Origin of the sequence: Pedobacter borealis DSM 19626, assembly GCF_000708285.2 — a bacterium.
In the GTDB taxonomy this organism is placed as follows: Bacteria; Bacteroidota; Bacteroidia; order Sphingobacteriales; family Sphingobacteriaceae; genus Pedobacter; species Pedobacter borealis.
In genome coordinates this window covers 1-13,709 of record NZ_JAUG01000037.1, presented here as the reverse complement: position 1 = coordinate 13,709, position 13,709 = coordinate 1, and the positions used below count along the sequence as shown (strand labels likewise).

General features: G+C 44.4%; 7 protein-coding genes. All 7 read left to right on the top strand.

What is annotated here, in order from left to right; all coding sequences use genetic code 11:
- Positions 1 to 599 precede the first annotated feature (599 nt).
- Positions 600 to 1,943, top strand: coding sequence for a serine/threonine protein kinase (locus tag AW17_RS11915; RefSeq protein WP_051691798.1), 1,344 nt, complete (start codon positions 600 to 602; stop codon positions 1,941 to 1,943).
- 47 nt (positions 1,944 to 1,990) lie between these two features.
- The gene (locus AW17_RS11910; protein ID WP_029276642.1) at positions 1,991 to 2,944 is read left to right on the top strand and encodes a hypothetical protein; all 954 of its coding nucleotides are present in this window, start codon (positions 1,991 to 1,993) and stop codon (positions 2,942 to 2,944) included.
- A gap of 94 nt (positions 2,945 to 3,038) precedes the next feature.
- Positions 3,039 to 4,481 carry a PP2C family protein-serine/threonine phosphatase gene (locus AW17_RS11905; RefSeq protein WP_051691797.1) on the top strand — a complete coding sequence of 481 codons (1,443 nt, stop codon included), beginning with the start codon at positions 3,039 to 3,041 and terminating at the stop codon, positions 4,479 to 4,481.
- Positions 4,468 to 8,571: an FtsW/RodA/SpoVE family cell cycle protein gene (locus tag AW17_RS11900; RefSeq protein WP_029276638.1), complete on the top strand. Its 4,104-nt coding sequence runs from the start codon at positions 4,468 to 4,470 to the stop codon at positions 8,569 to 8,571. The genes AW17_RS11905 and AW17_RS11900 overlap by 14 nt, the downstream gene beginning before the upstream one ends.
- A 129-nt stretch (positions 8,572 to 8,700) precedes the next feature.
- The gene (locus tag AW17_RS11895; protein ID WP_245235051.1) at positions 8,701 to 9,489 is read left to right on the top strand and encodes an FHA domain-containing protein; all 789 of its coding nucleotides are present in this window, start codon (positions 8,701 to 8,703) and stop codon (positions 9,487 to 9,489) included.
- Between the two features lie 12 nt (positions 9,490 to 9,501).
- A complete protein-coding gene (locus AW17_RS11890) occupies positions 9,502 to 10,881 on the top strand; it encodes a serine/threonine protein kinase (protein ID WP_280739984.1) in 1,380 nt (459 codons plus the stop codon).
- A gap of 254 nt (positions 10,882 to 11,135) precedes the next feature.
- Entirely contained in the window at positions 11,136 to 13,412 is a 2,277-nt protein-coding gene (katG, locus tag AW17_RS11885) for a catalase/peroxidase HPI (protein WP_029276632.1), read from the top strand.
- The last annotated feature ends 297 nt before the right edge of the window (positions 13,413 to 13,709 follow it).

The following is a 13,709-nucleotide window of genomic DNA, read 5'->3' as shown; positions in this document are numbered from 1 at the left end:
AGAGATGAAGTGGATTTCTTTTTTACTTTGAGGATAAGTCTTGAACACTCCGAAAAGAATTAAAAGATGCAAAAGCGCTTGTCGACTGATGTGATTGTGATCCTTTAATAGCTGTATTGTTTAATGATTTTGCCAAAAGCCTTTCTGGCTTTGCAACCGGACAAGGGTTCGACACCCTTCGGCTCCACTGGAATCAGTATCAGAAATCATTGAAAAAAACTAAAAGTCTGCAAATCATTGATTGCAAGCTTCTTTTGCTGTTTAGTTGTTTTTTTTTGACCAAATAACGCATATAATTCAATAGATGAGTCGGCGAAAGTTCGGACCCACCACTTTTTAATCGTACTAATGACCTTGTTGCGTTACCAACCTGGGTTCTGGCATAATAATGGCTCCATAAATAAGATGAAACCTGGATACTTTATTTTAGCAGCGTCAGTTATTATTTCAACCAACCGATGTTATACATCGGGGACTGCCGGCAACAGTAGGAATTTCCTACTGGCCAGGTAAAAAAAGGATTGGGCTGTGTAAGCCTCCATCATATTTATATTATTAATAGGCAACAAAAAATCCTTATAATTGTTATTAGGAGAAATATGAGTAAAGTATTTACAATTACAGAAGGACTGGAGAATTTAGGAGCGCTGCGAACGGGCGGACAAGGATCGGTATATAAAGGGAAACGTATAGGTGCAATCTACTCCGCAGTGAAATTAATCCCTACCCCAATATACAACGAGAACCGCGATGATAAAAATTACCGCAATTTTGAAAACGAGGTAGCAAAGTTGCTAAAGGTAAATGAGAATCCCAGTCCGAATGTTGTAAAAATGCTCAGTTTCGGCATAACCGAAAGCGGATCCTTCCCATTTATAGAAATGGAATATATAGAAGGACCTGACCTTTGTGAGTTGCTCCAACCCCCACACCAAAAGATATTTACGCTAAGCGAAGTTATAAAAGTGGCGCAACACCTCGCTGCCGCCCTTGAGCACTGCCATAAACTCGGGGTAAAACATGGCGACGTTAAAAGTAATAACGTTAAATACAATTTGCACACAGCGAATTATGTGTTACTGGATTTTGGACTTGCCATTATGAGTGAGGAGCAGCGTAGGAGTAGCATCCGGCATGCAGGTGCGGTGGAGTTTATGGCGCCCGAACAAAATGAAGGCAAAATGCTGCTGCAAACCGATGTTTACAGTTATGGCATCATCTTATATGAATTACTCGGAGGTCAGGTTCCCTTTCCTCTACCTGGAAATAGTGATACAGGGCGTAATTCGGTAATGATCGGTCATATGGAAAGTGAAGTGCCTGATGTGATTAACTTGCGCAGGGCAAACTTACCCACGGACTGGACCGAGGAACAGAAAACCCGTGAAATGCAGGTTTCGGATTGGCTTCTAAAACTGATCGAAAAATGCCTGCAGAAAGATCCTATGCTCAGATACAGCGATGGAATGACCTTGCATGAAGCGGTGCTTGGCGGAAGCTTATCGGGCAATGTTTTACCCATAGACCATTCAGCTATGGATTCGCTCAAAGCGGAGAACGAAATGCTCCGCAAACAGGTATTGGCTCTGGAAAGTACAGCGCAGGCCCCAGAAAGAAAAGGTATACTGTTGCCTCATTTTGCATTTGCGTTTATGATCATTTCAATTATTGGATTGATTGCTTTCTTGGGCTATTCCCAGTTCCGCAGCGAGCCGCAGGCACAGCAAGCTGTTCAAACCATAGATTCCATCCCTCCGGCAGTTGATACCACAGCACAGGAAAGAAGGAGAATCGCGAATCAGCGCAAGCTGGCTGAAGCAGCGGCAACAAAGCGGCTGGTGGATAGTGCAATTAACGCGGAGATCAAAAAAGCCAGAGATAAAGCTGCCGATAGCACAGAAGACCTTAAGCCTGATACTTCAGTTAGCCCTGTACAGTTTTAATTTTTAAAAAACAATTGCCCTTAACCGCCGCATAGGCACCCTAACTTATGGAAACAAAATCAAATTTCTGGCAGCGTATCGGTATTCAGGATTGGTTTCTAACCGATGAAAACAAGAGCAGTGACCAAAAAACACCGCAACTCACTCCGGAAACCATCTACAGCTTTATCGTAGATAAATTTAAGGAGTCCATCAGGGAATTATCTTTTGCCGATCGCATCGTTTTTTATCATGAATTCATTATCACCTTCAATGCTGAAGATTACCGTGAATTTATAGACAATAAACAAGGGATTTTGGGTTTAATCGTACAGGAAACTGTCAAAAAATTCTATGCGATTTTAAGAGAACACCGGCAAGCCGGGAAAAATGTAGAACCATCCGGCTCAAAATGGGTATTCCGGTTGGTATCACATCCGGATTACGCAAGGGGCGATAAGGGCTTTATCGGAAAACTGTTGCCAGACAACAATCAGAAATCGGAAAATTTACGTGTAACATTCATTCCCCGACAAACCGGTATTGCACAGACATTCGATATCAACAACGATATTTTAAAGGGTTTTACTTATTACAGCGAAGGTTATATGGAAATCCCATACGATGCTCAATTGGAATATGTTGATGGTAATACGACCCCGTCCAAGGACGAGGCTGTTCTCGGCCGACTGGAAGCCATCATACCCGATAAGCAGTTTTCGGGCAAAAAAATCGAGTTCCTTATTAAAACAGAAGATACTATCGTTTCGGGTAACGATGACGAACGCGAAGATTCCAATATTTTCAAGATCGCCTCAGAATGGGCCAATTCACCACACCTACACATCCGCTATAACAAAACAGACGGTAATTTCTATTTAGCTTCTTTCGGCGAACTTACTACTTTGAACGAGGTTTTGGTACCACGCAGCGAAATTAATTCACCACAATGGGTTTCTTTGCCGCTGAACTCCAGAATGTTGCTCAACGGCATAATCGGTATAAACCTATTTAAATCCTAACCTATGTCGCAACTGCTATCAATTTTATTGTTATCACTGGTCGTTGCGCTGATGATCGTTCATTTTAAAGACATTAAAAATTCCCGTAATAAAAATGGATAAACAGTTTTTTGGCCTCACAGACACCGGCAAATCCAGAGACAACAACGAGGACAGCTTTATTGTTAAGTCCCTCACCAGCGATCAGTTGATTTTGGCAGCTGTAATAGACGGTGTAGGTGGCTATCACGGCGGCGAAGTAGCAGCGGGTATTGCTACAGAACAGATTTCAATGCAATTCTCAGGTCGTCCGGCCGATCCAATCTCGCAGATGATCAGCGCATTCAGGAATACAAATGAAATGATCATTGCCAAAAAGCAAACAGAGGCAGAACTTTCCGAAATGGCCTGCGTGGCCACTATGGTAATTGCGGATATTGAGCAGAATCAATTTTATTATGCGCACGTTGGCGATACCAGATTATATCTGCTGCGGGACGGATCGCTGATTAAAATCTCTAAAGACCATTCATTTGTAGGTTTTCTGGAAGATTCGGGAAGATTGGATGAGGCCGCTGCTATGCAGCATCCAAAACGTAATGAAATTAATAAGGCGATCGGTTTCAGTGATCAGATTGCTACCGATGAGAGTTATATTGAAACCGGTCAATCTCCTTTCCTGCCGGGCGATCTCCTCTTATTATGCAGTGATGGGCTGACCGATATGGTAAACAGGCAGGATATTACTACCCTGCTTTTACAAGGAGATACACTTGCTAAAAAAGCAGGCAATCTCATCGCGCTTGCCAATGAAAACGGCGGGCGTGACAACATCACCGTTGTGCTACTGCAGAACAACAAAAAGCCTCAACAGGTAACACCCACCAGACCAGACTTTACACAAAAGGTACAGGTAGCAGAGACAGAAAATAATGAAGCCATACGGCCGCCTGAAAATCCAGAACCGGCAACTCATGCAGCGCCCAAAAGAAATTATTGGTTCACTGCGCTGGTTATTTTATGCGTCATCCTCCTTGGCACAACCGTATTTTTGTACCTGCAGAACCCGCACACTACAGAAAAGGTCTCTACCCTTAATCCATTAACAAAACAAAAGGTGAGAAATAGCCAGGAGCAGTTACTGCAAGATGCATTTGACCATGCCGTAGGGGACACCCTGGTTCTATCCGACTCGATTTTTAAAAGTCCGGTACTGATCAGCGATACATTAAGCCTGCGGAAAGATACCCTGTATGTTATCGCAAAGGGCATTGTGCTGCAAGCGGATAGCGGATACAAAGGTGCAGCCATAACGATGCGCGCTCCATCCAGACTATTGAAGCTTGACAGCCTGCAGTTTAAAGGCTTCGCTACCGCTATCGCCATTTCAGACCAGGCACTGTTACTCAAAAATGTCACCTTCACCAATTGTTTAATCCCGGTACAGAATAACATCCATTTCCCTGACGGGAAACCGGTAAATGCAGAATTGATGAAGATTAGTCCACTAAAAGGTAATACCCCTAAAACCGCAGATTCGAAAAATGGAGCAGAATAAAGGAGCAGTCAAAGTGAACCGGGCTCAGGAACGCATCTTCATATTAGCCATCGCAACCGTTCTCGCACTCTTCTTCTACCAGTTATACGCGATCATTCAGCCCAGATTTGCAGAAGTTGCGCCACGCTTAAAAGCCGGCACGATGGTTAACCTGAATGCTGAAAAACCTGCCGAACATATCCGTGACCTACTTAAAAAAGGTTACTATTTTGAAGATCAGCGGGACATTGATCTGATAGAAAAAACCATTGCATCTGCAACGCCTAATGCCGGGCAACTCGACAATATTGGCGAAGTGAACAAACGCAGGTACTTTTTACCTGCAGATGAGGCCTATAAAAAAGGGGGGAAATCATTTAAAGCAAGGGTGCTGGCATCCCGGGCATTGCTTGGTTATACCGGTGATGATTCACTTAAATTCGACCAGGAGCAAAGTAATCCCCGCGCATACCTTTCCCAGCTAAATCTCGGCATGGGCGAGCATGATATCAGTGGGAAAATCGTAGAGAATAAAAAAACTGCGCCTGGTGTTTTAGTCCGTTTGGAAATGATTTTACCGCAGGACAGTATTTATAACGACGAGCCGACAGAAACCATCAAAAATATAACTGAAAAAGCAAATGGTATTACAAAGGTTTATACTTTGGATACTGCCGGTAAACGGAAATTACTCCAGCTCACCGCCTATGCCCGTACCGGTACTGCAGGGGAATTCACTTTTGCCAAGTTGCTCGGCAACCAGGCATTCAAAATATTGCCTTTAAAACCGGGTTTTCAGTTTGGCGCTTCAAAGGGCGTACAAAACCTTGATGAAAATACCGTCTTCGCATTTGAACAGCGTCCACATACGATAAAGCTTTTCTCTACCAGGGACTTCAATATCCTAAAAAAGGAAAAATCACTGATCATCAGAACACCCGAGGAATTCAACAAGTGGTTTATGATCATCTGCGGAAGCCTGATCGGTGGATTTTTACTTGTCCACTTCATCCTGTCATGGAAATTCAGCACTGCCGATCAGGTGATATTGCCCGTAGTGATGATGCTTACTGGCATCTCATTTCTGATGCTGCTGAGTTTGCAGGATCCGCTGCGCGACCGTTTTTTAGCTAAAGATTCCCTTCTATATCTGCTAATGGGTTTTGGAGGCATCTTATTGATACTGTGCATTAAACTGCGCCGTTTCAATACCGATACCTGGCTTTACCGCCTGCTTTTATTTAAGAACATCCGATCGGCCGCAAACGGCTGGCCCTGGGCCCTGGCCGCCATTGGATTGCTGGCACTCACTATCTTATTCGGAACCGGGCCAGAAGGAAGTGGTGTAAAGGTAAACCTGTTCGGATTTCAGCCCAGTGAAGTGGTAAAGTATCTGATCATTTTTTTTCTTGCAGGATTTTTTGCCGTAAACGAGAAACTGATCAGTGAATATATGAGCTGGAAAAAAAGATGGTCATTTTTCTCCTTTGCCCTATTGGCGATACTGTTGACCCTCATGTTATTTCTGATATTGGGAGACCTTGGTCCGGCGATGGTGGTTTGTTTCACCTTTATTATACTGTTTTCATTCTCGCGGGGCGATTTTATGTTCATGGCAGGCGCTATCGTGTTATACGTATTGGCCTCATGGATTTTTGAAAACGTATGGATATCCACTGGGGTTACCTTGCTTTTGGTCGGTACGCTGATGTTTTTCGGGCGCAGGCAGCTCAGTGAGTCCGCCATCATGGTGCTGGTGATCATGTCGGCTTTTTTAACGATAGATCAGATTCCATATCTTGACCGCGTATTTCCTGGTCCGGTACAACGCCTGGGAGATCGCAAAGCCATCTGGCAGGATGCTTGGAACAATGAAGTGTATGGCGGCGACCAGGTGGCCAACGGTCTGTGGGCCATGTCTACAGGTGGCGCGACAGGGCAGGGCGTGGGGCAGGGCTTTGCCAAAACTATCCCTGAAGCACATACTGATATGATCTTACCTTCGATAGGTGAAGAATTTGGATTAATGGGCATATTGTGCATCTTTCTGCTGTTCCTGTTATACCTGCACCGATCCATTATTATCGGGAGGAGGACCGGATCACCATTTCTCTTTTATTTAAGTGCAGGGGTCGGCGTATCCACCTTTGTACAGTTCCTGCTCATAGCAGGTGGTTCTACCGGAGCGCTACCGCTATCTGGGGTATCCCTGCCCTTTCAAAGTTATGGAGGATCATCACTCGTACTCAATTTCTTAGCCGCCGGATTTTTGATGTCGGTATCTGCTGTGCGGGGCAGCGAAGTACAGATGCAGTACATCGCCAAAGCGCAGGACAAAAACCTGGTGCCGGCCCTAATTGCCGCCTGTTTGGGCATCCTGCTATTGGGCGCTAATGTATTAGGCTATGTACTTAACAACCGGAAATGGGTAGTACAGCCAGCCTTGGTAGCCGACCGTAGCGGCGCTAGAATGTTCAGTTACAATCCCCGTATCGCAATATTGATGAGCCGTTTAAAAGCTGGAACCATACACGACCGCAAGGGAATTTTAATGGCAACCAGCAACGTCGACAGTGTGAAGGCGCAACATTTTAAGCTCATCGGTGCGGGTATCCCGAATTACAATCTCGATTCTGCGGTACATCAGCGTTTAGACCGGTATTATCCTTTCGAAGAACAACTGTTTTTTTGGACAGGCGATGCAAATTCAGGCATATTTAATGGAAGTGTTAATGGCTATTTTGCCGATTATGAACACGCGGCCGAACTCCGCGGCTTTAAATTGCCTGTAAAGAGCTTTACTGTACTTGCAAAGAGATACAGCGAAAACCGTTTCCTTGCACGGGGAGTTAAGGAAATGACGGTCGTGAAAAAAGATTACGCCGCACTTTCTCCGTTACTCCTTGCCGGAATCAGCAGCAAAGAGGTGGAAGATTTTAAAAATAAAAACCGCGATGTACAGTTAACCATGGATGCCGGTCTGCAGACCAAGATCCAAAAGTCCATTGCCCGTGACACTTCATTATCGGATAACCGGGTTTCTGTAGTGATCATGGAAGCAAGTTCTGGCGATGTCCTTACTTCAGCCGTATATCCGCTGCCACCCATACATGATTGGGAACGGTTGACCATGACCAATGCAGAACAGAACCAGCTTTCGGGGTGGACAACGACCGCTGACCTTGGCTTTACCAATTTCACACAGCCAGGCTCAACCGCTAAGCTGATTACCGCCATGGCATCCTTCAATAAACTGGGCATGGCCGCTGCCGAAAAAAAATACCAGGTGGCCTCCTGGGAGCGTATCCGTACAAAAGGTATCGAGCCGGACGAAACGGGATGGATTGATCTGGAGCGGGCGGTGGTGAAATCCAACAACGTCTATTTCATCAAACTTGCAAACCAGGAGCAGCTGCAGGAAAACATGGGTGAGCTGTACTTAAAAACAGGCATGTTCCTACATGGGGCAGGAGGGTATTATTACAATAAGCCCAGCGAAAACGCAGTACAGGAAGAAAAATGGAAACAACTTTGGCGCAGAACCGAATTCAATACCAAACCAAAGTATGATCCCAACAATATCCGAAAGACCAGGGCAAAGGGAATTTCCGGAATGTCTTGGGGGCAGGGTGCACTTATTGCAACCCCAGCGGCAGTGGCAAGAATGGCTGCGGGGATTGCAAATAATGGAAATATGATTGCAAACAGGTTTGTACTTAAAGTAAGCGACCAGCCGCAGGCGATAAAAACTGGTACGAAATTGGTAAACAATCCGGCGTACGCCAGGTTAATGCAGGAGTACATGATCAAACAGAGCAGTCCAAAAGTGCAAACGCTTGGGCTGGCCGTTGCCGGTAAAACAGGTACACCGGAGCGGATCTGGAAGAAACAGCAGATTAATGATGGCTGGTATGTGTTTTTTGCACCGACTGCAACCGGCAATGGTCATATTGTAGTATGCATACGCATTGAGGCGACCAAAGGATCATCAGACGCAGTACGATTGGCCGGCAAACATGTGATTCCGTTCTTAAAAGAAGGTGACTATATTAAAAGCATTGTTCCTTCGGCCAAAACTGATGACAATGCGACTATACCGGAACTTAATTGAAGAGATGAAACATTTTAACTCAAACCATCAATCAATAATTTGTATAGCTTCACCACAAATTGGGAATAGAGCAGATGTTCAATTCCATATTTTTATAACACAGTAGCAAAGCATTAACAAAATATACAGATGAAAATGATATTCGACCTCTTCAAAAGCGCAAGTGGGGAACATCCCGATGATGTGAAGGGAATCAGGCACGCATTACTACAGTTTGTAAAACAGGAGTTACAAAAAGCGGAGGGCGGAGAAGGCGCAAATATCAAAGGTTTGGGTATTTTTATCCACTGCAGCCCTGCAGCGCGCCATGTGTATGAAGCTGCCGTGTTTACGGAGGATCCCGATCAGTTAAAAAATGAGATACAACGTATTAGTGATGACTATTCCTTAGATCTGCCCTCAGGCTGGTCAGTCACAGTTGCTTTCGATGAAGTCTTTCCGGACGATGCGGTAGAAATGCAAAATCTGCCGATAGCACTGTTGGTCAAAACCAAAACCCATTTTGTTAAGCAACAGGCTAAAGCCTACCTGAAAGCACTTAGCGGCAAGACTTTACAGTCAATCTACGAAATAACTTCCTCGGGTGGAAAATACAATATCGGCAGAGATGAAAAGGCACAGTCTGATGAAGGTTATTTCCGCACCAACCACATTGCATTTCCATCGGAAAGTGATGATGAACGAAATAAGTACATCAGCCGACAGCATGCGCATATCGAATGGGATACAAACACAGCCAAATTTGTAATCTTTGCAGATGAAGGTGGGATACCGCCCCGCAATAAGGTCAAACTGCGTTCAGCGCTTACCGAAAAGACGGTAAAACTCCATGCCACCCAGATCGGGCAGGAATTAGCCGAGGGAGATCAGATTATCTTAGGTGAATCGGTCGTATTGGAGTTTAGCTTTAAGCCGTAGCATCATGAGTAAATTTTTACAATTACAGAAGGGCTACAAAACCTTGGAGCTTTAAAAACCGGTGGGCAGGGATCTGTTTACAAAGGGATGCGCATGGGGCCGGTTTATTCTGCCATTAAACTTATCCCCACACCAATTTACGTGGAAGATGAAAGCGATAAAAACTACCGGAATTTTCTCAATGAAGTGAATAAACTGCAGCAGGTAAATACCCATCCCAGCCCGAATGTGGTGAAGATACTCAGTTGGGGGATTACCGATAGCGGATCCTTTCCTTATATAGAAATGGAATACATCGAAGGCCCCGAACTTAGCGAACTGCTATTGCCTCCGCATCAAAAAATTTTCACCGTTAAAGAACTCTTGAAAGTCGCTGAACAACTGGCCGCAGCACTTGCACACTGTCATCAGGTTGGGGTCAAACATGGCGATATTAAAAGCAATAATGTGAAGTACAATATGCAGACTGCCAATTATGTACTATTGGATTTTGGCCTGGCCATTATGAGTGAAGAGCAGCGTAGAACAAGCATTCGCCATGCCGGGGCAGTAGAGTTTATGGCACCCGAGCAGCATGAGGGAAAAATGCTGTTACAGACAGACATCTATAGTTACGGTATCATCCTGTATGAACTCCTGGCCGGGCAGGTTCCTTTTCCACTCGAAGGAGGAGGCGATACCGCCCGCAATACGGTCATGATCTCACATCTTGAAAAGGAAATCCCAAATGCCATGTCACTGCGTAAAAGCAATCTGGAAAATACGTTTCAGGAAGATATTCTTAAGGCGGAAATGCAGGTACCCCACTGGTTGATTGAGCTGATCGGGCGATGCCTGCAAAAAAATCCAGATGAACGGTATGCCAATGGAATGGAACTGCAGAAGGCAGTTAATGCGGGAATATTGTCGGTACCACAAGACATCAGGCACAGAGAAAATACTATACCCAACGAAGCCTTACATTATGCCGGTTTATATGGTGAGACACAGAAAAAGAACGAAAAGCTTGAAAAAGAGCTGGCAGCATTAAAACCCCTTGCTTTCAAGGCTGGAATAAAATACAATAGTTCGACTGGTGAATATCACCAGGAAAATTACATCCATGCGCCAAGAAAGGCTTTTTTAGGTTACGCTGCTGCCTGCACCTTAGTTGTTGCCTTTGTAGTTTACAGCTTAGTTAAGACAGAAAACAATGATATTACGGCCTCGCCGACAACCCCATACCGGTCGCCATTTGAAATCGCAAATCAACAATACAGACAAGCGCTGCAAACAGCGAGGGAAGACAGCATCCGGAAAGAAAAATTACAATGGGCTCAGCAAGTAAAAGCAACCGAAAAAGCCCGGAAACAAAACGGTAAAAAGAAGAAGAAATTTCTGGGTATATTCTGACAAAGCCAGTTACATCAATCCTCCAAAAGTTAAATACTTAGTGAGCCTTTTTATTTTAAGGAAGGATTAACATAAGGTTAAATTTTAATGATCTAAGCCCTGGCATCCTCCTAAATTGCTGATATAGTGTAGAAATAGATTCTAACTATTCCATTATAGAATTAAATGATTGTGATTAGTTCTTTCAATTCTCTAAATTTATAATATTCCGGTTAAGCTTTAATAAGGAATTAGATTATACTAACAAAAAATATATGGAAAAAGAATCGAACGATATTAGCAAGTGCCCGTTTCATAATGGCAGCATGAAAAGTAATGTAGGTGGTGGCGGTACCCGAAATGGCGACTGGTGGCCAAAGCAGTTAAAGTTGGGTATTTTGCGTCAGCATTCTAACTTATCCAACCCAATGGACGGCGAATTTAGTTATGCCGAAGCTTTTAAAAGTTTAGACTTAGCCGCATTAAAGGCAGACCTTCATGCACTGATGACGGATTCACAAGATTGGTGGCCGGCAGATTTTGGTCACTATGGAGGTTTATTTATCCGCATGGCATGGCACAGTGCCGGAACCTACAGAGTGGGCGATGGCCGTGGTGGTGCTGGTGCCGGATTACAACGTTTTGCTCCGCTGAACAGCTGGCCGGATAATGTGAGCCTTGATAAAGCCCGCAGATTACTTTGGCCGATTAAACAAAAATACGGGCGCAAAATTTCGTGGGCAGATTTAATGATCTTAACTGGTAATATTGCCTTAGAATCGATGGGCTTTAAAACCTTTGGATTTGCCGGTGGGCGTGAGGATGTTTGGGAAGCTGATGAATCGGTATATTGGGGTTCAGAAACAACCTGGCTGGGTGGCGATCTCCGTTATGCACACGGTTCTGATGGCGCACATAAGGCGCATGGTGTAGTGGTTACGGATGACAATGCCGATGGTGATGTTCACTCACGTAACTTAGAAAAACCACTTGCAGCCGTGCAAATGGGATTAATATATGTAAACCCTGAAGGCCCTGATGGAAACCCAGACCCAATCCTTGCTGCGAAAGATATCCGGGATACTTTTGGCCGCATGGCAATGGATGATGAAGAAACGGTAGCATTAATTGCTGGCGGGCATACCTTTGGTAAAACCCATGGTGCTGCTTCAGCAGATCACGTGGGCAAAGAGCCTGAAGCCGCCGGTATCGAAAGCCAAGGTTTAGGATGGAACAGCAGTTATGCTTCTGGCAAGGGAGCTGATGCCATTACGAGTGGATTAGAAGTAATCTGGACCACAACGCCAACACAATGGAGCAATAATTTCTTCGAAAACCTGTTTGGATTTGAATGGGAATTATCGAAAAGCCCTGCCGGTGCACACCAGTGGAAAGCCATCAATGCAGCCGCCATTATTCCTGATGCATTTGACGGATCGAAAAAACATCTGCCAACGATGCTTACCACCGACCTTTCTTTAAGGTTCGATCCGGCTTACGAAAAAATATCAAGACGTTTCTTAGAAAATCCAGATCAGTTTGCTGATGCATTTGCTAGGGCATGGTTTAAATTAACCCATCGCGATATGGGGCCTTTGGCACGTTACTTAGGGCCAGATGTACCACAAGAAGAATTGCTTTGGCAAGATCCAATACCTGCGGTTAACCATATATTGATTAACGAAAGTGATATCGCAACATTAAAAGCAAAAGTATTGGCTTCAGGATTGAGTGTGGCCGAACTGGTTTCTACTGCATGGGCTTCGGCTTCTACTTTCCGCGGTTCTGATAAACGTGGCGGTGCCAATGGTGCACGGATCCGTTTGGCTCCTCAAAAAGATTGGGCAGTTAACAATCCTCCACAATTGCAGAAAGTATTGGGCGTATTGGAAGGAATCCAAAAAGAATTTAATGGTGCACAAGCTGAAGGCAAAAAAGTTTCACTGGCCGATTTAATTGTATTGGCAGGTGCTGCTGCGGTAGAAAAAGCTGCTGCTGCTGCCGGGCATTCAGTTACACTGCCTTTTGCACCAGGCCGAATGGATGCTTCGCAAGAACAAACCGACGTAGAATCTTTTGGTTATTTAGAGCCAGCTGCTGATGGTTTCCGTAACTACCGTAATTCAAAATCTCCTGTTCCTACAGAAGAATTCCTGATTGATAAAGCCCAGTTGCTAACTTTAACAGCACCTGAATTGACGGTGTTGGTAGGTGGTTTACGTGCGTTAGATACAAATTTTGATGGTTCGAAAAATGGTGTCTTAACCGAAAAACCCGGCCAGTTAACGAACGACTTTTTTGTAAACCTATTGGATATGGAAACCGCGTGGAAAGCTGTTGCAGAAGATAAAGAACTTTATATCGGAAGCAGCCGTTCAACTGGTCAGCCAAAGTGGACCGCAACCCGTGCCGATCTGGTATTTGGTTCTAATTCAGAGCTTAGGGCAATTGCAGAGGTATACGCAAGTACAGATGCACAAGGCAAATTTGTAAAAGACTTTGTGGCCACCTGGAATAAAGTAATGAATTTAGATCGTTTTGATTTAAATTAAGCTTAAATGCATCACAGGATTATAAAGAAGCTGTATCATAAATTGTAATTCACTTCTAATTTGTTATGTGAGCTTGTCGAAACGCCTTGTAAGATATTTAAAATAGGGCCTTCGACAAGCTATCATTGACGGATTCCAAAAGAAAGGTCGTCATCTCCTGTAGCGCAGCGAAATGGAGAGATCTATCTCGACAGATTTTGCTTCGCAGAGAATCTTCGGGTTCTCGACTGCGTTGCACTCCGGTACCATTGACGTTATTTTACAAACTACTAACCTGAGTTCGATTATTAAATCTCA